A 22,020-nucleotide genomic window follows, 5' to 3' on the forward strand; every position below is an offset into this window, starting at 1 on the left:
CTGCTCTGCTAGGGATGTCGCGCTCAGAGCGCGGCGAGGGATTCTTTGGCGGCGGTTACCACGGCTTCGGTGGTGATGCCGAATTCGCGGAACAGGGTCTTGTAGTCGGCCGACGCACCGAAGTGTTCGATCGAGACGCTGCGGCCGCGGTCGCCGACGTACTTAGTCCAGGTCAACGCGATTCCGGCCTCAACCGATACCCGGGCGGTGATCGCCCTGGGCAGAACCGACTCGCGGTATTCGGCGGACTGTTCTTCGAACCACTCCAGGCTCGGAACGGAGACAACGCGAGCGTTGACGCCATCCGCCTTGAGGGCTTCGCGGGCGGCGACGGCAAGCTGCACCTCGGAGCCGGTGGCGAGAAGGATCACGTCGGGGGTGCCGTTCGGAGCCTCGGCGAGCACGTATGCGCCCTTTGCGACGTTCTGGGCCGAGGCGAAGGTCTCGCCGGACGCTTCGCCGTCGCCGCGCTCGAACACGGGGATGTTCTGGCGGGTCAGCACGATGCCGGCCGGGCCGTTGCGACGCTCGAGGATCGTCTTCCAGGCCCAGGAGACCTCGTTGGCGTCGCCGGGGCGCACCACGTCGAGTCCGGGGATGGCCCGCAGGGTCGCGAGCTGCTCGATGGGCTGGTGGGTGGGGCCGTCCTCGCCGAGGGCGACCGAGTCGTGCGTCCAGACGAAGATCGACGGTGCCTTCATCAGGGCGGCCAGCCGGACGGCGGGACGCATGTAGTCGCTGAAGATCAGGAACGTTCCGCCGAACGGGCGGGTGTTGCCGTGCAGGACGATGCCGTTGAGGATCGCGGCCATAGCGTGTTCGCGGATGCCGAAGTGCAGGACGCGGCCGTACGAGTTCCCGGTCCACTCGCCGGTGGAGTGCTCGCTCGGGATGAACGAGGCCGCACCGCCGATGGTGGTGTTGTTCGACTCGGCGAGGTCGGCCGAGCCGCCCCACAGCTCGGGGATGACCTGGCCGAGTGCGGTGAGCACCTTGCCGGAGGACGCCCGGGTGGACACTTCGGTGCCGGCCGGGAAGACGGGCAGGGCCTCGTCGACGCCGTCGGGCAGGTCGCCGGAGAGGATGCGGTCGAGCAGGACCTTGCGCTCGGGGTTGGCGGCGGCCCATGCGTCGAAGCGCACGGTCCATTCGGCGTGCTGCTCCGCGCCACGGTCGAGGGCCTTGCGGGTGTGGGTGATGACCTCGTCGGACACCTCAAAGGTCTTCTCGGGATCGAACCCGAGGATCTCCTTCACGCCGGCGAGTTCCTCGGCGCCCAGGGCGGAGCCGTGGATCTTGCCGGTGTTCTGCTTCTTCGGGCTGGGCCAGCCGATGATGGTCTTGAGGATGATCAGCGACGGCTTGTCGGTGACCTTCTGAGCCGCTTCGATGGCGTCGTTGAGCGCGGCGACGTCCTCGACGTACTCGCCGGTCTTCTTCCAGTCCACGGTCTGCACGTGCCAGTGATAGGCGTCGTAGCGGGCGGCGACATCCTCCGTGAACGCGATGTTGGTGTCGTCCTCGATCGAGATCTGGTTGGAGTCGTAGATCGCGATCAGGTTGCCGAGCTGCTGGTGTCCGGCGAGCGAGGAAGCCTCGGAGGTGATGCCCTCCTGCAGGTCGCCGTCGCCGGCGATGACGTACACGAACTGGTCGAACGGGCTGGTGCCCGCCTCGGCCTCGGGGTCGAACAGGCCGCGCTCGAAGCGGGAGGCGTAGGCGAAGCCCACGGCGGACGCGAGGCCCTGGCCGAGCGGGCCGGTGGTGATCTCGACGCCGTCGGTGTGGCCGTACTCCGGGTGGCCCGGGGTCTTGGAGCCCCAGGTGCGCAGGGCCTTGAGGTCGTCGAGCTCGAGGCCGTAGCCGCCCAGGTACAACTGCACGTACTGGGTGAGTGAGCTGTGACCGACCGAGAGGATGAAGCGGTCGCGACCGATCCACTCGTTGTCGGCGGGATCACGACGCATGACCTTCTGGAACAGCAGGTACGCGGCCGGAGCGAGGCTCATGGCGGTACCCGGGTGGCCGTTCCCGACCTTTTCCACGGCGTCAGCCGCGAGGATGCGAGCGGTGTCGACCGCTTTGTTGTCGATGGAATCCCACTGCAATGCTGCCACGTGAACTGACCCTTCATAATCCGTCAAAAGGCGGCACGTGTTTGTTCCGCGCCGCTGGAGAGTAATTGCCCGCCGACGTCGTTATCGGCATCGAGGTGCGCAGGAGGAGGCCCGTATCAGATGGCTCACGGATGCATGCCCCTTTGATTGGCGAGCGATTCCAGTATACGGAACCCGGCTTGGTGGCGTTGTTTCGCGGATATTGCGCCACGCTCGCAGAGGCCGGCCGGGAGTGAGAGGTGGCAGAATGATCTAGAATTGCGGCAATATGCGAAGCGCACGAGGAGTTATGGATACCGCCGAAAAGACGCCCACCCTCAGCCGGCCGGCTCGGTTCGAGAGGATGGCCAGCACCTTCCGTGCCTACCTGTCGCTGACCAAGCCCCGGGTCGTCGAATTGTTACTCGTTGTGACGGCGCCGACCATGATCCTGGCCGAACGTGGCATCCCGAGCCTTTGGCTGGTGCTTGCCACCCTCATCGGCGGCGCCTTCAGCGCCGGTTCGGCGGGGGCCTTCAACTGCTACCTCGACCGCGACATCGACCGGGTGATGAACCGCACCCAGGGGCGTCCGCTGGTCACCGGCGAGCTCACGGACCGGCAGGCCCTCGTCTTCGCCTGGGTGCTCGGTGCCGTGTCGATCGCGTGGCTCTGGATCTTCACCAACTGGGTGGCCGCCCTGCTGTCGCTGGGCGCCATCCTGCTCTATGTGGTGTTCTACACGATGATCCTCAAGCGCCGCACGGCGCAGAACATCGTCTGGGGCGGCGTCGCGGGCTGCATGCCGGTGCTGATCGGTTGGGCCGCCGTGACCGGCGACCTGTCCTGGCCGCCGTTCATCCTGTTCCTCATCATCTTCCTGTGGACCCCGCCGCACTACTGGCCGCTCTCGATGAAGTACCGCGACGACTACCAAGCCGCCGGCGTGCCGATGCTGTCCGTGGTACGCGGTCGCGCCCAGGTCGGCCTGCAGGTCATCCTGTACGCCTGGGCGACCGTGGCGTGTTCACTGCTGCTGGTCCCCATCGCCGGCATGGGCCTGCTCTACACGCTGGTCGCGGCCGGCTCCGGCGCCTGGTTCATCTACGAGACCCACCGCCTCTACAACCTCGCCATCCGCCACGAGCACGTGTCGCCGATGCGGGTGTTCCACGGTTCGATCGCATACCTGACTCTGGTCTTCGTCGCCGTCGGCGTCGACCCGCTGCTGCCCTTCTGACCCGCGAGAGCAGCGTTGAGGTCGCTTCAGCGCGCTGAGGTGACCACTGGGCCGCTCTCGCGGAGGCATCGGTTGCGGTCAGCGGGCCAGGGTGTCCGCAATGGTGCGGGGGGCCGGGGGAGCGGTCGGGCTGCCGACGGGCTGCTTGAGGTTAAGCACCAGAGCCGTCATCACCGAGGCCAGTACGCAGGCCAGGACCATGTGGATGCCGACCAGGACGGCCGGCAGGCCCAGGTTCGCCTGGATGAGGCCGACCGCCGTCTGCGCGAGCTCCACGGCCAGCAGCAGGAACGCCCACCGACGAAGCGGCAGGCGCAGGGTCACCGCCCAAAGGACCAGCACCAGCGTGAGCGCCAGCGTCAGGTAGGCGGGCCAGCTGTGCACGTGCTGCAGGAACTCCGAGTCCAGGCCGTTCCGGGGCGCATCCGCGTCACCGGCATGCGGGCCGGACCCGGTCGTGAGGATACCCACGGCGATGGTCACGGCAACAACGAGGGTGGTGACGTGGGCGACGATCAGGTACCAGACGGGAACCACGCGCTCCCGGGGAGCCGAGCCCGTGTAGAGCCGGTAGACGAACGCGGTGCACAGCCCGACCAGCCCCACCGAGATCACGAAGTGCAGGCCGACCACGTAGGGGTTCAGCTGGGTCAGCACGCTGATACCGCCGATCACGGCCTGGGCGGGGATGCCCAGCCCCGCGAGCAGGGTCAGCCGGAACAGGTCGGGGCGGCTCTTCCGCATCCGCAGCACGGCGACGAAGGCGACGATGGCGACCAGGCCGAGCACCACGCCGAGCAGGCGGTTGCCGAATTCGATGACGCCGTGGATGCCCATCTCCGGGGTGTTGACGATCGAGTCGGCCGTGCACTTGGGCCAGGTGGGGCAGCCCAAGCCTGAACTGGTGAGCCGGACCAGGCCGCCCGTGCCGACCAGGAAGATCTGCGCGGCGAGGTACACCCAGCCGAGCACGATGAGACGACGGTCCACTCTCGTGGGCAACCAGTCGATTATCCGGTTCACGGGTTCTGCTCCCTGCTTGTGCGCACGTATGTGAATACGCCGGGTCGCACTACTAATAACATCACTAGCCTGTAGAATTAGGTGTTTCACGGGCCCAGCGTGCGCGGCATGCGTTTTTTTCGTCACGGCGCGACCGGCCCCTGTTCATCTTAGGTACGCAACGTAGCCATCCACACAACTCACTCCTCCTGGGCCGTGCACGTTCGACCAGTCGGTCGTGACGGCACGCCGGGCGGGAATGGCCGGACTGATATCCGGGTTGATGTGGATAGGAGAAGAGGTAATAATGTCTGACGTTCTACTGGACCGACCCGAGCTCGCAGGGCTGGGGGTGTACGAATTTGGCTGGTCCGATTCCGACGCCGCCGGCGCCTCCGCGCGCCGCGGAATTTCGCCCGAGGTTGTCACCGACATCTCGAACCTGAAGAAGGAACCGGCCTGGATGCTGGAGCGGCGCCTGAAGGCGTTGCAGCTCTTCGAGCGCAAGCCCATGCCCACGTGGGGCGCCGATCTGTCCGAGATCGATTTCGACAACATTAAGTACTTCGTGCGCTCCACGGAGAAGCAGGCCCAGACCTGGGAAGACCTGCCCGACGACATCAAGAACACCTACGAGAAGCTCGGCATTCCCGAGGCCGAACGTCAGCGCCTGGTGTCCGGCGTCGCCGCACAGTACGAGTCCGAGGTGGTCTACCACCAGATCAACGAGGAACTCGAAGCCCAGGGCGTCATCTTCATGGACACCGACACCGCCCTCAAGGAGCACCCGGAGTTCTTCGAGGAGTACTTCGGCAGCGTCATCCCGTCCGGCGACAACAAGTTCGCCGCCCTGAACACTTCGGTCTGGTCCGGTGGCTCGTTCGTCTACGTGCCGCCCGGCGTGCACGTCGAGATCCCGCTGCAGGCCTACTTCCGTATCAACACGGAGAACATGGGCCAGTTCGAGCGCACGCTGATCATCGCCGACGAGGGCAGCTACGTGCACTACATCGAGGGCTGCACCGCCCCCATCTACAAGTCCGACTCGCTGCACTCCGCCGTTGTCGAGATCATCGTGAAGAAAAACGCCCGCGTTCGCTACACGACCATCCAGAACTGGTCGAATAACGTGTACAACCTCGTCACCAAGCGCGCCACGGCTGCCGAGGGCGCCACCATGGAGTGGATCGACGGCAACATCGGCTCGAAGGTCACCATGAAGTACCCGTCCATCTACCTGATGGGCGAGCACGCCAAGGGCGAGACCCTGTCGGTCGCGTTCGCCGGCCCCGGCCAGCACCAGGACGCCGGCGCCAAGATGATCCACATGGCCCCGTACACGCAGTCCTCCATCGTGTCGAAGTCGATCGCCCGAGGCGGTGGCCGTGCCGGTTACCGCGGTGAAGTGCGCGTGGATGCCGGAGCGCACCACTCCGCCAACACCGTGCGCTGTGATGCCCTGCTGGTTGACACGCAGTCCCGGTCCGACACCTACCCCGCCATCGACATCCGGGTCGACGACGTTCAGCTCGGCCACGAGGCCACCGTGTCGCGGGTCAGCGAAGAGCAGCTCTTCTACCTGATGAGCCGTGGCATGCCCGAAGACGAAGCCATGGCCATGATCGTGCGTGGCTTCATCGAACCGATCGCCAGGGAGCTCCCGATGGAGTACGCCCTCGAACTCAACAAGCTCATTGAAATGGGCATGGAAGGATCCGTCGGCTAAATGTCCGCCGCCTCAACTTCAACAGCGCCCGACGCCGCAACCTCGTCGGAAGCCTTGCCCACCGCGCAGCAGCACGGCATCAAGGAACACTCAGACGGCCGGTTCGGCTTCGTCCCCGTGCAGACCCGCTCCGCACGATTCAAGAGCTTCGATGTGGCCGACTTCCCTGCCGTCACCGGCCGGGAAGCGGTCTGGAAGCTTTCACCCGTCGCCAAGTTCACCGACCTCACCGCCGGCGAACTCGACGGTGCGGTGTACGACTTCGCTTCGACGCCGCACGCCGACGTCGATGTGACCTGGGTCGACCGCACCGATGCGCGCATCGGCGGTGCCGGAGCCCCCGAGGAGCGCGCCGCCGCGAACGCATGGAGCACCTTCGAGAAGGCCCTGGCCATCACCGTCACCGGCGAGGAAGCCAAGGAGATCACGCTCACCCGATCCGCCCTCGGTTCGGCGCCCCGCGCTGCACACACCGTCATCGAGGCCAAGCCGTTCAGCCAAGCCGTCGTGATCCTGCAGAACACCGGCGACGCGCGCATCTCCGAGAACGTGGAGATCATCGTCGGCGAATCCGCCAACCTCACGGTCGTCACCGTGCAGGAGTGGAACGCCGACGCCGTCCAGCTCGCGAACCACTTCGCCAGCATCGGCCGGGACGCCCGCCTCAAGCACGTCGTCGTCTCCCTCGGCGGCGGCATCGTGCGGGTCAACCCGTCGGTGCACCTCGCCGGCCAGGGCAGCGACACCGAGCTCTTCGGCCTGTACTTCGCCGACGCCGGCCAGCACCTCGAGCAGCAGGTGTACGTCAACCACGACGCACCGAACAGCCGCAGCCGGGTGACCTACAAGGGCGCCCTGCAGGGCGCCGGAGCGCGCACCGTCTGGATTGGCGACGTGCTGATCGGCAACACCGCACCGGGCACCGACAGCTACGAGCAGAACCGCAACCTGGTCCTCACCGAGGGCACCCGGGCAGACTCCATCCCGAACCTCGAAATCGAGACCGGCGACATCCTCGGAGCAGGACACGCCAGCGCCACGGGTCGCTTCGACGACGAGCAGCTGTTCTACCTGCAGTCGCGTGGTATCGGGGAGATCGAAGCACGGCGCCTCGTCGTGCGCGGCTTCCTCAGCGAAATCGTGCAGCACATCGGCTCACCCGCCCTCGAAGAGCGCCTGCAGGGCGCCATCGAAGACGAACTCCGCGGAACAGAAGGCAACTGAACATGGCGTCAACCAAGATTTGCGCGCTCGACGAGCTTGAGCCCAACGAGGCCATCAAGGTCGAGATCGGCGGCGTGTCCATCGCCGTCGTCCGGGACTCGAACGGCGCCGTCTTCGCCATCGGCGACACCTGCACCCACGGCGACATCTCGCTGTCCGAGGGCTTCGTCGAAGGGGACACTCTGGAATGCTGGGCGCACGGCTCCAAATTCTCGCTCAAGACCGGTCGCCCGCTGACCCTGCCGGCCTACGAGCCCGTGCCCGTCTACCAGGTCGACCTGATCGACGGAGACGTGTTTATCGACCCACTGGTCACCATCGCCGTCTGATGCCCTCCGCGCTCACCCGCACGGCGGCATCCGGCCCTCCACACTGAAGCCCGCAGCACGCGGACAACGAAAGAGATACTGAAAATGTCTGTTCTTGAGATCAAAGACCTGCACGTCAGCGTCGAGACCGACCAGGGCACCAAGCAGATCCTGCGCGGCGTCGACCTCACCATCAACGAGGGCGAGATCCACGCGATCATGGGGCCGAACGGCTCCGGCAAGTCCACCCTGGCATACACGATCGCCGGCCACCCCAAGTACCACGTCGACAGCGGTTCCATCCTGCTGGACGGGGCCGAGGTCCTCACCATGACCGTCGACGAGCGCGCCCGCGCCGGCCTCTTCCTGGCCATGCAGTACCCGGTCGAGATCCCCGGCGTCACCGTCACCAATTTCCTCCGCACCGCCAAGACCGCCATCGACGGTGAGGCACCTGCGATCCGCACCTGGATCAAGGATGTCCGCGAGTCCATGGTGCGCCTGCGCATGGACAAGAGCTTCGCCGAGCGCAACGTCAACGAAGGCTTCTCCGGTGGCGAGAAGAAGCGCAACGAGATCCTGCAGCTGGAACTGCTCAAGCCCAAGTTCGCCGTCCTCGACGAGACCGACTCCGGCCTCGACGTCGACGCGCTGAAAATCGTGTCCGAGGGGGTCAACCGCGCCAAGGAGAACACCGGCCTCGGGCTGCTCCTGATCACGCACTACACCCGCATCCTGCGCTACATCAAGCCCGACTTCGTGCACGTCTTCGTGGACGGCCGCATCGCCGAACAGGGCGGCCCCGAACTCGCCGACCGTCTCGAAGACGAAGGATACGATCGCTTCCTCGCCGAGACGCCCGTAGGCTAGAACCATGGTCTCCACACTCACCCCGGCGCGCTTCGATGAGATCGAAGAGGCGCTCAAGGACGTCATGGACCCTGAGCTGGGCATCAATGTCGTCGACCTCGGTCTGATCTACGACCTGGGCTGGGACGACGAGAACGACGCCCTGATCATCCACATGACTCTCACATCGGCCGGCTGCCCGCTCACCGACGTGCTCGAGGAACAGACCGCGGAAGCGCTGGACGGCGTCGTCGACCAGTTCCGGATCAACTGGGTCTGGATGCCGCCGTGGGGTCCGGAGAAGATCACCGACGACGGCCGCGACATGATGCGCGCACTCGGCTTCGCGATCTGAGACCGAACCAACCGCCCGCGCCGGGACGGATGCCACGCATCCGGCCCGGCGCGGTTTTTCGTTCCATCCGGCCTGGATGGGCCGGCGTCGACGCGCGATCGCGACGCATCACCGTTTGTAACGCCGTACCAGGCGTTAGAGGGCTATTCTAAGCAGATGGATAACCCGCGCACCCGCAGCCAGATCCGCCGCGATGCCCAGACCGCCGGCACCCGGGGGGACATCATCGAGGCCGCCAGTGCGTTGATGCGGGAACACGGTTACGTGGGCACGTCGATCGCCGCCATCGCCGACAAGGGCGGGGTTGCCGTCCAGACCATCTACAACACCGTGGGCTCAAAGGTGGACGTCCTCGCGGCGGTCCTCGCCGCGACGAACGACGGGGCGCGTGCGGCCGGCCTCTCCGCGACCGGGCTCGGCGCGGGGATCACCGGTGCCGGAAACCCCGGGAGCGCCGTGCGGGTCCTCGCCGCCTGGATCGCCGATTCCAACGAGCGGGCGGCTCCGCTGAACCGCGTGGTCAACGAGGCCGCCGGGCTGGACCCGGAGATCAAGGAACTCGAGCTCAGCATGGCAGCCCGCAGCCTGCACGCGTACAGCGAAGCCGTCGGCGCGCTCCGCTCCCAGCTGGGGCTGCGGCCGGGCCTGAGCGACCATGAGGCCGCCACGTCGATCTGGGCGCTCGGCCATCCCCAGGTGTTCACCACCCTGGTGGGCGGCTTCGGCTGGTCGAGGGAAACCTACGAGAACTGGTTGCGGTCCGCACTGCCCGGGGTGCTGCCCACCGGGCGTTTCCCCGCCCGGTGATCGCCGGCCGAGAGCACCCATTCGGGCACATCGGCACCGAAACCCCGCGCGAACAAATATACTGGTGGATTGGCCGCCTTTGGCCGCCCTCCTCCGACTCCCTTGAATGGACTATTGCTGTGCTCAGTGTGCAAGATCTCGAAATCCGAGTTGGGGCGCGCGTGCTCATGGAGGACGTGAGCTTCCGCGTTTCCGCCGGCGACAAGATCGGCCTGGTCGGTCGGAACGGTGCCGGCAAGACTACGCTGACGAAGACCCTGGCGGGGGAGACCCTTCCCACCAAGGGGAAGATCGAGAAGTCCGGCGACATCGGCTACCTCCCGCAGGACCCGCGCTCCGGCGACCCCGACATGCTCGCCCGCACCCGGATCCTCGACGCCCGCGGCCTCGGCACCATCTCCCTCGGCCTGACTCAGGCCGGAATCGAGATGGGTTCGACCGACAGCAAGACCAGCGAACGGGCGATGAAGCGCTACGGCACTCTCACCGACGAGTTTAACGCTCTGGGCGGTTATGCCGCCGAGGCGGAGGCGGCGTCGATCGCCAGCAACCTGAACCTGCCCGACCGGATCCTCGATCAGCCGCTGCGCACTCTCTCCGGTGGGCAGCGTCGCCGGATCGAGCTGGCCCGCATTCTCTTCTCCGCCGCCGAGACGATGATCCTCGACGAGCCCACCAACCACCTCGACGCCGACTCGGTGGTGTGGCTGCGGGAGTTCGTGAAGAACTACCGCGGCGGCTGCATCATCATCAGCCACGACATCGAACTCGTCGGCGACACCGTCAACCGAGTGTTCTACCTCGATGCCAACCGCATGGTCATCGACATCTACAACATGAACTGGAAGAACTACCAGCGCCAGCGCGTCGCCGACGCGGACCGCCGCAAGAAGGAACGCGCCAACGCCGAGAAGAAGGCATCCACGCTGCAGCTGCAGGCCGCCAAGTTCGGCGCCAAGGCTAGCAAGGCCGCCGCCGCCCACCAGATGGTCGCGCGTGCCGAGAAGCTTCTGTCCGGACTGGACGCCGTGCGCGCCGTTGAGCGGGTCGCCAAACTGCGGTTCCCCGAGCCGGCCCCGTGCGGCCGGACCCCGCTGATGGCCTCCGACCTCTCCAAGAGCTACGGGTCCCTCGAAATCTTCGCGGCCGTCGACCTGGCTATCGACCGTGGCTCCAAGGTCGTCATCCTGGGCCTCAACGGTGCCGGGAAGACCACCCTGCTGCGGATGCTCGCCGGGGTGGACAAACCGGACACCGGCGAGATCGTGGCCGGCCACGGCCTGCGGATCGGCTATTTCGCCCAGGAACACGAGACCATCGATGTGAAGCGCAGTGTGCTGCAGAACATGATCTCCTCATCGCCGAACATCACCGAGATGGAAGCCCGGCGGGTGCTCGGTTCGTTCCTGTTCACCGGAGACGACTCGCACAAACCGGCCGGAGTCCTCTCCGGTGGAGAGAAGACCCGTCTCGCCCTGGCGATGATCGTGGTCTCCGGCGCCAACGTGCTGCTGCTCGACGAGCCCACCAACAACCTCGACCCGGCCAGCCGTGAAGAAATCCTGGATGCCCTGGCGCACTTCACCGGCGCCGTGGTGCTGGTCAGCCACGATGAGGGCGCCGTCGAGGCGCTCAACCCCGAGCGGGTGCTCATCATGCCCGACGGCACCGAGGACCACTGGAACAAGGACTACCTGGAGTTGATCACGCTCGCCTGACCCGTTCGGTCCCAGCTGCGAAAAACCCGCCGGCCCCGTCAGGGGCGGCGGGTTTTGCGCTCTCTCAGATCAGGAGTGCTGGTCGATCAGCTCGTCCTCGATCTCGGCGTCGCTGCGGGGCTTCGCCGCCTGCCGCCTGGCCCGCTCAGCGGCCCGCTCCTGCTCCTGCGGCACCTCGGCGTTGACGGTGCGGAACTCCTGCCTGGCCGCCCAGCCCAGGCCCACGAACGCCATCAGGGCGAAGACGAACCACTGGAAGGCGTAGGACAGGTGCGGCCCTTCATCGCGAACGGGTCGCAGCACGGCGGTGGGACGTTCGGCGGGAGCCGGATCCTCCGACTTCATCAGTCCGTAGGCGCCGGTGTAGGTGTCCTGGCCGAGCCGTTCCGCGATGTCGGGCAGGTTGATGGTGGCCACCTGATTGCCGCTGGCACTGCGGCCCGCCAGCACTGGCTCTCCCTGCTTGAGCCGAACCACCACGGTGACCTGGCCGTCCGGCGCTGCCGGCACCGCGTCGGGGGAGTTCTGGTCTTCACCGGTCGGCACCCAGCCGCGGTCGACGATGAAAACGTCACCATTGGCCAGCAGCAGCGGAGTGAGAACCTCGAATCCGGGATTGATGTTCAGCGAACGGTTCCGGACGAGCAACTCCTCATCCAGCAGGTAGGTTCCGGTGAGTTCGACGGGCAACCATTTTTGATCCTCGTCGAAGGATTCCAGGGTGGGCAGGGCCTCGGCCAGCGACACGGGTTCGGCGTCGAAGTTCGCGTCCAGCCGGCTGATCTCGACCTGGGCCTCGGCGCGCCGGGCGAGTTGCCACATGCCGAGCCCCGAGCACACCACGGCGAAGATGATCGTGAGGGCCAGGTAACCTGCCCACTGCCGCGAAACCAGGAACCGCCAGCCGGTCATGCGGGCTCCGGTTGGGTGGGCCGGATGGCGCTCACCGTGAGGGGGAAATCGCGGGTGCGCAGGAAATCGCTGAGGAACTCGACATGCTCGTCGCAGGCAAGCCAGGTTTTCCTGCGGTCCTCGGCGTGGATGCGCGGGTTACGCCAGTCGAGCCGCCAGGCGGCGCCCTCTCGGCAGCCGGCCCGCGAGCAGCTGGTCTCCGGGGCGTCCCCGAAGCCGATCACAGGGGTTCTCCGTCGCTCGTGGGCCGGTTCTCGTCCGGGCGGCCGGCGGCAAGCCGGGGGAGCGTGGCCACGGCGCCGGGCCGTAGCACCTCAGGGGTGGGCTGGCCGCCGTGCACATTCGCAGCGACAACGGCGAAGTACGGGAGCAGGATGGCGCCGAGAGCGCAAATCAGGAGCCACCAGCCCTGCACGAACAGCATCAGTACGATGCAGACCATGCGGATGCCCATCGTGACGGCATACCGGATCATGCGGCGACGCCGCTCCTCCTCCGGAGACAGAGGGAGCGTCGTGATCGATTGCTGCTTCATCGTGCCCATCGCTTCACCCGGTGATCGGTATTCGTAGGCCGGTTACCTGTCGTGAAACAAGTTTACGTCTCCTGTCCACCCCTGGGGTGCATCGATGGACGCTCTAAGCTGAATGGATCTGTGCCCGCTGACGTGCGGGCATTCCCACTGAAAGGACCGCGCCATGGCGACCGCTCGAACAGTTCTGGTAACCGGAGGCAATCGCGGCATCGGCTACGCCATCGCCGAGGAATTCATCGCCAAAGGGCACCGGGTGGCCATCACCGCCCGCTCCGGCGAGGGCCCCGCCGGCAGCCTCACCGTGCGGGCCGACGTCACGGACTACGCCTCCGTCGACGCCGCCTTCACCGAGATCGAAGCCGCGCTCGGCCCGGTCGAAGTGGTCGTGGCCAACGCCGGCATCACCAAGGACACCCTCCTCATGCGCATGTCGGAGGAGGACTTCACCTCGGTCATCGACACCAACCTCAGCGGCGCGTTCCGCGTCGTCAAGCGGGCGTCCAAGGGCATGCTCAAGGCCAGGTTCGGCCGGATCGTGCTCATCTCCAGCGTCGTCGGGCTGTACGGTTCCGCCGGCCAGGTGAACTACTCGTCGTCCAAGAGCGGCCTGGTCGGTCTCGCCCGCTCGGTCACCAGGGAGCTCGGCGCCCGCGGCATCACCGCGAACGTCGTCGCCCCCGGTTTCATCGAAACCGACATGACCGCCGCCCTGCCCGAGGCGCAGCAGGCCGAGTACAAGCGGAACATCCCGGCCGGCCGGTTCGCCGCGCCCGCCGAGGTCGCCAGGGTCGTCACCTGGATCGCCGGTGACGACGCGTCCTATATCTCCGGCGCGGTCATCCCCGTCGACGGCGGCCTGGGCATGGGCCACTAACCCTCGAGCCCCGAAAGACCCGGCCGGCTTCGCACCGGCCGGGTCAACCGCGCAGGCCCAGGATCGGCAGGACCTGGCTGAGGTCGGTCGTACCGATCACCAGGTCGGCCGTGCGGCGCACGATGGGTTTGGCGTTGAAGGCGACGCCGAGACCGGCGACCCGCATCATGGTGAGGTCGTTGGCTCCGTCACCCACCGCCACCGTCGAGCAGAGGTCCACGCCGTCCAGCGCCGCCCATTCGGTGAGGGCGGTGGCTTTCGCGGTCGCGTCGATGATCGGGCCGACCAGGCCGCCGGTGAGGCGTCCGTCGGCCACCTCGAGCCGGTTGGCCCGCCAATGGTCCAGACCCAGGGACGCAGCGAGCGGGTCCAGGAGCTCATGGAAACCACCGGACACCACACCGATCCGGCTCCCGGCGGCGTGGAGGCCTTCGATCAGGTCGTACACACCGGTGGTAGGCCGGATGAGCGCCCCCACCTCGGCGAAGACGTCGGTGGACAGCCCCGCCAGCGTCGCTACCCGTTCGCGGAGGCTCTCGGCGAAGTCGAGTTCCCCCCGCATGGCACGGTCGGTCACCTCGGCCACCTGGGCGAGGGAACCGGCCGCGTCAGCGAGAAGCTCGATGACCTCGTTCTCGATGAGTGTCGAATCGGCATCCAGGACAACGAGGAAGCGAACTGGCGAGATCACGGGTGTACGTGCACACCCTTCCCGACCACGGTGATGCCGGATTCGGTCACGCTGAACCCGCGGGCCAGGTCTCGGTCGCGGTCGACGCCGATGGCGGCGCCTTCGGCCACGATGACGTCCTTGTCGAGGATCGCGCGGTGCACCACCGCGCCTGGCCGGATCTGCACCCGGTCGAACACGATCGAATCCACGACGTGGGCGCCGGAGTCGATGACGGCCCAGGGGCCGACGACGCTGCGCTCGAGGTGGGCACCGGAAATGACGCAACCCAGCGACACGATCGAGTCGATCACGGTACCGAGCGACCCCTTGGCATCCCGCACGAACTTCGCCGGCGGCGAGTTCAGCTGCTGGCTGAAGATGGGCCAGCTCTGGTTGTAGAGGTTGAACACCGGCAGGGCGGAGATCAGGTCCTGGTGCGCCTCGAAGAACGAGTCGATCGTTCCCACGTCGCGCCAGTAGTAGCGGTCGCGGTCGGTCGAGCCTGGCACCTCGTTGCGCTGCAGGTCGTACACGCCGGCCTCGCCACGGTTGACGAAGTCGGGAACGATGTCGCCGCCCATGTCGTGGCTGGAATCGGTGCGTTCGCCGTCGCGGCGGACAGCGTCGATGAGGGCGTCCGTGTTGAAGACGTAGTTTCCCATCGACGCGAACACCTCGTGCGGCGCGTCGGCCAGGCCGACGGCGTCCTTGGGCTTCTCCAGGAAGTCCTTGATCTTGTCGGGGGTGGCGGCATCCACTTCGATGACACCGAACTGGTCGGCCAGGCCGATCGGCTGACGGATGGCGGCAACGGTCGCCTCGGCACCGGAGTCGATGTGGGCCTGGATCATCTGACTGAAGTCCATGCGGTACACGTGGTCCGCGCCGACCACGACGACGATGTCGGGCTTCTCATCGTGGATGAGGTTGAGGCTCTGCAGGATCGCATCGGCGGAGCCGCTGAACCAGCGCTTGCCCAGCCGCTGCTGGGCGGGCACCGAGGCGATGTACGAGTTGAACAGACCGCCGGACACATGCCAGGTCTGCGACACGTGCCGGTCGAGGCTGTGGGACTTGTACTGCGTCAGGACGACCACCTGGGTGACGCCCGAGTTGATCAGATTCGACAGTGCGAAGTCGATCAGACGGTAATGCCCTCCAAACGGTACCGCCGGCTTGGCGCGGTCTTCGGTCAACGGCATCAGCCGTTTTCCCTCGCCGCCTGCGAGAACGATTCCAAAGATCTTCTTGGCCTTCATAACTTCAGAGTAGGGCCATCGGCGACTTCCGACCAGCGTGCGGGGGTGTGTCCGCGGTACAGGCTGCGCTAGTTTTACTGCATGCGCGTCGATCTGCTCACCAAGGAATACCCGCCCGAAATCTACGGAGGGGCCGGTGTTCACGTTGCGGAACTCGTGAAAGCGCTCCGCGCCGACATCGATGTCACGGTGCGGTGCTTCGGCGCCGCCCGGACGGAGCCCGACACGTTCGCCTACGGCGTGCCCGTCGAACTGGCGGACGCCAACGCGACCCTCACGACCTTGGGCGTCGACCTGCAGATGGCCCAGGACGTGCAGGGCGCCGACGTCGTGCACTCGCACACCTGGTACGCCAACGGAGCCGGCCACATCGCGAAGCTGCTGCACGGCGTGCCGCACGTGGTCACCGCGCACAGCCTTGAGCCGTTGCGACCCTGGAAGGCCGAACAGCTCGGCGGCGGCTACCGCGTGTCCAGCTGGATCGAGAAGACCGCGTTCGAGGCCGCGGACGCCGTGATCGCCGTCAGCGGAGGCATGCGTGCGGACATCCTGCGCAGCTACCCGGCGCTGGATCCGGCCCGGGTGCACGTGGTCTACAACGGCATCGACCTCGACCGGTGGAAGCCCGTCGACGACCACGACACCGTCCGGGCCCTCGGCATCGACCCCGACCGGCCCGCCGTGGTCTTCGTGGGCCGCATCACCCGGCAGAAGGGCCTGCCGTACCTGCTGCGGGCCGCCGCTCTGCTGCCGCCCGAGGTGCAGCTCGTGCTGTGCGCGGGCGCCCCCGACACGCCCGGCATCCTCGCCGAGGTCACGGACCTCGTCCAGGCCCTGCAGAAGGAACGCTCCGGGGTGGTCTGGATCGACCGGCTGCTTCCGCAGCCGGAGCTCTCGGCCGTGCTCACCGCCGGCACCGTGTTCGTGTGCCCGTCGGTGTACGAACCGCTCGGAATCGTCAACCTGGAGGCCATGGCCTGCGGCCTGCCCGTCGTGGGAACCGCCACCGGCGGTATCCCCGAGGTTGTCGCGGACGGCGTCACCGGGCGTCTGGTGCCCATCGACCAGCTGAGCGACGGCACCGGAACCCCCACCGATCCGGAGATTTTCGTCGCCGACCTCGCGCGCACGCTCACCGAGGTCCTTGCGGACCCCGCGCTGGCCGCCGAAATGGGTCGCGCCGGCCGGGTGCGCGCCGAGGAGATGTTCAGTTGGGGCCAGATCGCCGCCAGCACGCGGGAGATTTACGCCGGACTGCTCTAGCGTGACCCGGGGGCCCGGCGACGCCCGATAACATGGGGATATGGTCAACGTTCTTCACTTCACCGGGGTTTCCGTCGTCCGGGGTGGCTCAGCCATCCTCGACTCAGTGGATTGGAGCGTTGAAGACGATCAGCGTTGGGTGATCCTCGGCCCCAACGGAGCCGGCAAGACCACCACGCTGCAGATCGCCGCGGCCCTGCTGCACCCCTCCACGGGCACCGCCGAGGTGCTCGAAGAGCCGATCGGCGCCAGCGACCTGTTCGAGTTGCGTCCCCGGATCGGGTTCGCCTCCACGGCCATGGCCCGCCGGGTGCCCGCCTCGGAAACCGTGCTCAACGTCGTGATGACCGCCGCGTACTCCGTGACCGGTCGTTGGAACGAGGAGTACGAGGAGATCGACGAGCGCCGCGCCCAGCGGGTCCTGACCGAGTGGAAGCTCGACCACCTGGCCGGCCGCAAGTTCGGCACCTTGAGCGACGGCGAGCAGAAGCGCGTGCAGATCGCCCGGTCGATCATGACCGACCCGGAGATCCTGCTCCTCGACGAGCCGGCCGCCAGCCTGGACCTCGGCGCCCGGGAAGAACTCCTCCGGCTGCTCAGCGGTTACGCGAGCGAACCGAACTCCCCGGCCATCATCATGGTCACCCACCACGTCGAGGAGATCCCGCGCGGATTCACGCACGTCCTGCTGCTGTCCGGCGGCTCGGTCGTCAGCGCCGGACCACTCGCCGAGGCCCTCACCTCCGACACCCTGACCGAGGCCTTCGGCCTGCCGATCGAGCTGACGGAGACCGACGGGCGCTACGCTGCCCGGGCAATCTGAGCGCCGGCGAGTCCTGGCCACCTCGCGGCCCAAGATTCTGCTAAACTCACTAGCTGGTCCTCGTGACCGGAACACTTTTCTGCCGCAACCGGCGAGCCAGAACCCACCCACCGAAACGCACCAAGGAAGTCTCCATGAAGTCTGACATTCACCCCACATACGCTCCCGTGGTCTTCCGCGACCTCGCGTCGGGTGCGACGTTCCTTACCCGTTCGACGGTCTCCAGCGCCAAGACCATCGAGTGGGAAGACGGCACCACCTACCCCGTCATCGACGTGGAGATCTCCTCCGAGTCCCACCCGTTCTACACGGGCAAGCAGCGCATCATGGACTCCGCCGGCCGCGTCGAGAAGTTCAACTCCCGCTACAAGGGCTTCGGCAAGTAGTCCGACCCAGCCTTCTCGGATCCGTCTGACGGTTCCGCTCCTCAGGGTGATCAGCTTCGGCTGGTCACCCTGTTGTGTTGTAACGCACGCCCGCGTTCATCCCCATGGCGTTCAGGCCCGTACCACCCGCGCCGCAATGCAACCAGTAGAAGCTCTGCGCGCCCAGGGTGAGCGTGATCGAACCGGCATCGTCGAAGGACGGGAACACGGCCCCGCCGAAGATGTCGTACAGCCGGGTGCCGGCCATCTCGGGGTCATCGATTTGGAATGCGACGGCGTTGTGCGCAAAGCTGAAGACGCACAGAACGGTCTCCGGCTGATCGCCGAAGCTCGACCCGGACCCGGCGTATTCCCGCACGAACGCGAGGATCGACTCGTGGCCCGTCGCCAGCACCCGCAGGGACCCCAGACCGAACGTCGGATGCCCCTTCCGCACGTGGATGACGTTGCGAATCCAGTGCAGCAGCGACCCGGACTGCGCCAGGTGGGATTCGACGTTGGTCTGCGTGTAGTTGTACACCAGGGACTGCACGACGGGCAGGTACAACTTGCCCGGATCGGCCGCGGAGAACCCGGCGTTCCGGTCCGGGGTCCACTGCATCGGCGTGCGGGAACTGTCCCGGTCGGGCAGCCAGATGTTGTCGCCCATCCCGATCTCGTCGCCGTAGTAGAGGAACGGGCTTCCGGGCAGGGCGAACAGCAGCGCGTGGGCGAGCTCGAGCTCTGAGCGGGAGTTGTCCAGGAGGGGCGCCAACCGGCGGCGAATGCCGATGTTGGCGCGCATCCTGGGGTCGTAGGCGTACCAGCCGTACATCGCCTGGCGATACTCCTCGCTGACCATCTCGAGGGTGAGCTCGTCGTGGTTGCGCAGGAACACGGCCCAGCCCGCGCCGGCGGGGATGTCGGTCGTCTCCGACAGCACCCGCACGAGCTCGCCCGCCCGCTGCGAACGGAGGGAGTAGAAGATCCTCGGCATGACGGGGAAATCGAAGGCCATATGGCATTCCGGTTCGTCTTCGGTGCCGAGGAACGCGGCCACCTCACGCGGCCACTGATTCGCCTCGGCGACCATGACCCGGCCGGGGTAGTCGCGGTCAAGGATGCCGCGCAGGTGCCGGATGAAGTCGTGGGTGGGCGGTTCGCCCTCCCCGTTGCCCTCATCCGACTCGTAGAGGTAGGGGATCGCGTCCAATCGGAAGCCGTCCACGCCCAGGTCCAACCAGTACCGCACGACCTCGATGATCGCTTTGTGCACCGCGGGGTTCTCATAGTTCAGGTCCGGCTGGTGGGAGAAGAAGCGGTGGAAGTAGAACTGGCGCCGCACCGAGTCGAACGCCCAGTTGGAATCCTCCGTATCGGTGAAGATGATCCGGATGTCCGGGTACCGCTCGTCCGTGTCGCTCCAGACGTAGAAGTCCCCGAAGGGCCCCGCGGGATCGTGCCGGGACTGCTGGAACCAGGCGTGCTGGTCGGAGGTGTGGTTCAACGGCAGGTCGATGATGATGCGCATATTGCGTTCGTGCGCCTTGGTCACCAGCTCCCTGAATTCCTCGAGCGTGCCGAATTCGGGCAGGATCGACCGGTAGTCCGCGACGTCATAGCCACCGTCCCGCAACGGGGAGGTGAAGAACGGCGGAATCCAGAGGGCATCGATGCCGAGCCACTGCAGGTAGTCCAGCTTCGAGATGAGACCGGACAGGTCGCCGGCACCATCCGCGTTGCTGTCGACGAAGGAGCGGACCATGACCTCATAGAACACCGCGCGGCGATACCAGCGCGGATCGAGGGTCAGCCCGGGCAACTGAATGGGTGCGGAGAAGCTCACGGCGTTCCTTCCGGCACTGGCGCGGCTCGCGTCAACTATGGATGGTGCAGATACGAAAGAGTCTAAATCGATTGGGGCGGTTCCTGTCGAGTCCCGCGAGGTGCGCCCGCCTAAACTGGGAGCGATGATCGTTCCCTCGCCATACGCCGACCTGCTCTCCGTGATGGATGCCCGTGCCCACAGCGTTTCCGTCCTGGGCAGCGATACCCGGTACTGGGAATACGGCGACCAGGCGTCGCCGACGACCGTGGTGATGGTGCACGGGTTCCGTGGTGACCATCACGGCCTCGAAGCCGTCGTAGCCCAGCTGCAGGGGCTCCGCGTCCTCGCTCCCGACCTGCCCGGGTTCGGCGAATCGGCACCCTTCCCCGCCGCCGGGCACACCATCGAGTCCTACGCCGCCTGGCTGACCGAATTCCTGCGCCTGGCCGCCGTGCCCGGCCGCGTCGTCGTGCTCGGGCATTCCTTCGGCTCCATCATCGTCGCCGCCGCAGCCGCCGCGCCCGGCGGCCTGCCGGCGGACGACCTGGTCCTCGTAAACCCCATCGCAGCCCCGGCCCTCGCCGGCCCTCGGGGGAACCTGACGCGGCTTGCCGTGTTCTACTACTGGCTCGGCGCGACGCTGCCGGAGCGGCTGGGCTTCGCCCTGCTGCGCAACCGCATCATCGTGCGGGTGATGAGCATCACCATGGCGAAGACCCGGAGCCGGGCGCGCCGCCGTTGGATCCACGACCAGCACGACAGGTACTTCTCGGCCTTCGCCGACCGCACCGTCGTGCTCCAGGCCTTCACCGCCTCCGTGAGCCACGACGTCAGCGAGTACGCCGACACGATTCCCACCAGGACGCTGCTGATCGCCGCCGAAAAAGACGACATCACCCCGGTCGCCGCGCAGGTGACGCTGCGCGCCCAGTTCGCCGACGCCCGACTGCACGTCATCCCCGGCGTCGGGCACCTGATCCACTATGAGGTCCCTGAGGCCGCGGCGGCTCAGCTGCGGCGGTTCCTGGAGGCGGGAGAGTCATGAGCGCGCCCGCCGAGAAACCGCTCCGGATCGTCTTCGACTGCCGGTACACCCGCACCGACCGGCACGACGGCATCAGCCGGTACACCGCCGGGCTGGTCACCGAGCTGAGCCGGCTGCACCCGGTGACCATGCTGATCAGCAACCACCGCCAGCTCGCCATGCTGCCCACCCTGCCGTGGCAGCTGGTGCGGTCACCGACCAGCCCGCTCGAGCCCCTCGTGGCGCTCACCGTGAACAAGCTGAAACCGGACATCGTCTTCACCCCGATGCAGACCATGGGCTCCTGGGGCCGCCGCTACCGCCTGGTGCTCACGGTGCACGACCTGATCTATTACCGCAACCGCACCCCGCCGCGGGAATTCTCCGCGGGGATCCGGTTGCTCTGGCGCCTGTACCACCTGTCCTGGGCTCCCCAGCGGATGCTGCTGAACCGGGCCGACGGTGTGGTGACGGTGTCCGAGACCACGGCCGCTCTCATCGCCCGGCACCGGTTGACCGTCCGGCCGGTCTCGGTAGTGCCCAATGCGGCTGATTCCGTCGCGGCGGGAGCGTCCATGACACCGCGCAGCGCACCGGCGACCAGGCGGCTCGTCTACATGGGCTCGTTCATGCCGTACAAGAACGTCGACACCCTCGTGCGGGCGACAGCGGCGCTGCCCGGCTACGAACTCCATCTGCTCAGCCGGATCGGCGACGACGAACGCGCCCGGCTCAGCGCCCTCGCCCCGCAGGCGACGCTGGTGTTCCACAACGGGGTGACCGACGACGCCTACGTCCAGCTCCTGGCCGAGGCGACGGCCCTGGTCACGGCGTCCCTCGACGAGGGCTTCGGCATCCCGCTGGTCGAGGCGATGAGCTTGGGCATCCCCGTGGTGGCCAGCGACATCGCCATCTTCCGGGAGATCGGCGGCGACGCCGCGAGCTTCGCGGCTGCCCGGAATCCCGACGCCTTCGCTGCCGCCGTGCTCGCCCTGGAAGAACCGGGGGAATGGGCGCGACGCTCGCGCCTCTCCGTGCAGCAGGCGGCCACGTTCACCTGGGCGACCTCCGCCCGGCGGCTGTTCGAGGTGCTGCAAGGCACCCAGGCCGCGCCGCGGCGCTGACCGGGCCTAACGAGC

Annotated in this window: 22 protein-coding genes; 14 read left to right on the forward strand and 8 right to left on the reverse strand. The window is 66.9% G+C overall.

The genetic code is table 11. From position 1 onward, the window contains the following. Positions 1-23 precede the first annotated feature (23 nt). A complete protein-coding gene (gene tkt / locus JWP54_RS06655) occupies positions 24-2,117 on the reverse strand; it encodes a transketolase (protein ID WP_297369167.1) in 2,094 nt (697 codons plus the stop codon). 289 nt (positions 2,118-2,406) lie between these two features. Here tkt and JWP54_RS06660 point away from each other — a divergent pair, with 289 nt between their 5' ends. Continuing rightward, positions 2,407-3,336, forward strand: coding sequence for a heme o synthase (locus JWP54_RS06660; protein WP_297369169.1), 930 nt, complete (start codon positions 2,407-2,409; stop codon positions 3,334-3,336). A gap of 78 nt (positions 3,337-3,414) precedes the next feature. Here the strand turns inward: JWP54_RS06660 and JWP54_RS06665 are convergent, their stop codons facing one another. After that, positions 3,415-4,359, reverse strand: coding sequence for a COX15/CtaA family protein (locus JWP54_RS06665; RefSeq protein ID WP_297369171.1), 945 nt, complete (start codon positions 4,357-4,359; stop codon positions 3,415-3,417). A 286-nt stretch (positions 4,360-4,645) separates the two neighbouring features. Here JWP54_RS06665 and sufB point away from each other — a divergent pair, with 286 nt between their 5' ends. The 7 genes from sufB (at position 4,646) to JWP54_RS06700 (ending at position 11,325) form a co-directional block, all read left to right on the forward strand. Further along, positions 4,646-6,064: a Fe-S cluster assembly protein SufB gene (gene sufB / locus JWP54_RS06670; protein ID WP_297369173.1), complete on the forward strand. Its 1,419-nt coding sequence runs from the start codon at positions 4,646-4,648 to the stop codon at positions 6,062-6,064. Continuing rightward, positions 6,065-7,288, forward strand: a complete 1,224-nt coding sequence (sufD, locus tag JWP54_RS06675; RefSeq protein ID WP_297369176.1) for a Fe-S cluster assembly protein SufD — start codon at positions 6,065-6,067, stop codon at positions 7,286-7,288. 2 nt (positions 7,289-7,290) lie between these two features. After that, positions 7,291-7,617: a non-heme iron oxygenase ferredoxin subunit gene (locus tag JWP54_RS06680; RefSeq protein WP_297369179.1), complete on the forward strand. Its 327-nt coding sequence runs from the start codon at positions 7,291-7,293 to the stop codon at positions 7,615-7,617. A gap of 84 nt (positions 7,618-7,701) precedes the next feature. Continuing rightward, on the forward strand, positions 7,702-8,466 hold the full coding sequence (gene sufC, locus JWP54_RS06685) for a Fe-S cluster assembly ATPase SufC (protein WP_297369182.1): 765 nt from the start codon (positions 7,702-7,704) through the stop codon (positions 8,464-8,466). Between the two features lie 4 nt (positions 8,467-8,470). Further along, positions 8,471-8,800, forward strand: a complete 330-nt coding sequence (locus JWP54_RS06690; protein WP_104166251.1) for a metal-sulfur cluster assembly factor — start codon at positions 8,471-8,473, stop codon at positions 8,798-8,800. 156 nt (positions 8,801-8,956) lie between these two features. Then, positions 8,957-9,607 (forward strand): TetR/AcrR family transcriptional regulator, encoded by a 651-nt coding sequence (locus tag JWP54_RS06695; protein WP_297369187.1) that lies wholly within the window; start codon positions 8,957-8,959, stop codon positions 9,605-9,607. 119 nt (positions 9,608-9,726) lie between these two features. Further along, positions 9,727-11,325: an ABC-F family ATP-binding cassette domain-containing protein gene (locus tag JWP54_RS06700; RefSeq protein WP_297369189.1), complete on the forward strand. Its 1,599-nt coding sequence runs from the start codon at positions 9,727-9,729 to the stop codon at positions 11,323-11,325. A 69-nt stretch (positions 11,326-11,394) separates the two neighbouring features. On the opposite strand, the gene JWP54_RS06705 is transcribed toward JWP54_RS06700, so the two are convergent. From JWP54_RS06705 to JWP54_RS06715, 3 genes are read right to left on the reverse strand one after another with little or no spacing between them, the layout of a single operon-like run. Then, the gene (locus JWP54_RS06705) at positions 11,395-12,237 is read right to left on the reverse strand and encodes an SURF1 family protein (RefSeq protein ID WP_297369192.1); all 843 of its coding nucleotides are present in this window, start codon (positions 12,235-12,237) and stop codon (positions 11,395-11,397) included. Continuing rightward, positions 12,234-12,461 (reverse strand): hypothetical protein, encoded by a 228-nt coding sequence (locus JWP54_RS06710; RefSeq protein ID WP_297369194.1) that lies wholly within the window; start codon positions 12,459-12,461, stop codon positions 12,234-12,236. The genes JWP54_RS06705 and JWP54_RS06710 overlap by 4 nt, the downstream gene beginning before the upstream one ends. Beyond that, the gene (locus JWP54_RS06715; RefSeq protein ID WP_367274190.1) at positions 12,458-12,781 is read right to left on the reverse strand and encodes a DUF3099 domain-containing protein; all 324 of its coding nucleotides are present in this window, start codon (positions 12,779-12,781) and stop codon (positions 12,458-12,460) included. The genes JWP54_RS06710 and JWP54_RS06715 overlap by 4 nt, the downstream gene beginning before the upstream one ends. Before the next feature lie 154 nt (positions 12,782-12,935). Here JWP54_RS06715 and fabG point away from each other — a divergent pair, with 154 nt between their 5' ends. Beyond that, positions 12,936-13,646 carry a 3-oxoacyl-ACP reductase FabG gene (fabG, locus tag JWP54_RS06720; protein WP_297369200.1) on the forward strand — a complete coding sequence of 237 codons (711 nt, stop codon included), beginning with the start codon at positions 12,936-12,938 and terminating at the stop codon, positions 13,644-13,646. Between the two features lie 43 nt (positions 13,647-13,689). Here fabG and serB read toward each other — a convergent pair whose 3' ends face one another. Beyond that, positions 13,690-14,337, reverse strand: a complete 648-nt coding sequence (gene serB / locus JWP54_RS06725; RefSeq protein ID WP_297369203.1) for a phosphoserine phosphatase SerB — start codon at positions 14,335-14,337, stop codon at positions 13,690-13,692. Next, positions 14,334-15,578 carry a glucose-1-phosphate adenylyltransferase gene (glgC, locus tag JWP54_RS06730; RefSeq protein ID WP_297369207.1) on the reverse strand — a complete coding sequence of 415 codons (1,245 nt, stop codon included), beginning with the start codon at positions 15,576-15,578 and terminating at the stop codon, positions 14,334-14,336. Before glgC ends, serB begins: the two co-directional genes overlap by 4 nt. Positions 15,579-15,659: 81 nt before the next feature. Between glgC and glgA the strand changes: the two genes are divergently transcribed. The 3 genes from glgA to JWP54_RS06745 all read left to right on the forward strand — a co-directional run bounded on the left by glgA (position 15,660) and on the right by JWP54_RS06745 (position 18,050). After that, entirely contained in the window at positions 15,660-16,841 is a 1,182-nt protein-coding gene (gene glgA / locus JWP54_RS06735; protein ID WP_297369209.1) for a glycogen synthase, read from the forward strand. A 40-nt stretch (positions 16,842-16,881) separates the two neighbouring features. After that, positions 16,882-17,664 carry an ABC transporter ATP-binding protein gene (locus JWP54_RS06740; protein ID WP_297369212.1) on the forward strand — a complete coding sequence of 261 codons (783 nt, stop codon included), beginning with the start codon at positions 16,882-16,884 and terminating at the stop codon, positions 17,662-17,664. 134 nt (positions 17,665-17,798) lie between these two features. Then, positions 17,799-18,050: a type B 50S ribosomal protein L31 gene (locus tag JWP54_RS06745; protein WP_297369215.1), complete on the forward strand. Its 252-nt coding sequence runs from the start codon at positions 17,799-17,801 to the stop codon at positions 18,048-18,050. Between the two features lie 64 nt (positions 18,051-18,114). Here JWP54_RS06745 and treS read toward each other — a convergent pair whose 3' ends face one another. Then, positions 18,115-19,875 (reverse strand): maltose alpha-D-glucosyltransferase, encoded by a 1,761-nt coding sequence (gene treS / locus JWP54_RS06750; RefSeq protein WP_297369219.1) that lies wholly within the window; start codon positions 19,873-19,875, stop codon positions 18,115-18,117. A gap of 124 nt (positions 19,876-19,999) precedes the next feature. Here treS and JWP54_RS06755 point away from each other — a divergent pair, with 124 nt between their 5' ends. After that, a complete protein-coding gene (locus JWP54_RS06755) occupies positions 20,000-20,902 on the forward strand; it encodes an alpha/beta hydrolase (protein ID WP_297369222.1) in 903 nt (300 codons plus the stop codon). Beyond that, positions 20,899-22,005, forward strand: a complete 1,107-nt coding sequence (locus JWP54_RS06760) for a glycosyltransferase family 1 protein (RefSeq protein ID WP_297369226.1) — start codon at positions 20,899-20,901, stop codon at positions 22,003-22,005. Before JWP54_RS06755 ends, JWP54_RS06760 begins: the two co-directional genes overlap by 4 nt. Positions 22,006-22,020: the final 15 nt, after the last annotated feature.

The organism is Cryobacterium sp., from assembly GCF_025463825.1.
In the GTDB taxonomy this organism is placed as follows: Bacteria; Actinomycetota; Actinomycetes; order Actinomycetales; family Microbacteriaceae; genus Cryobacterium.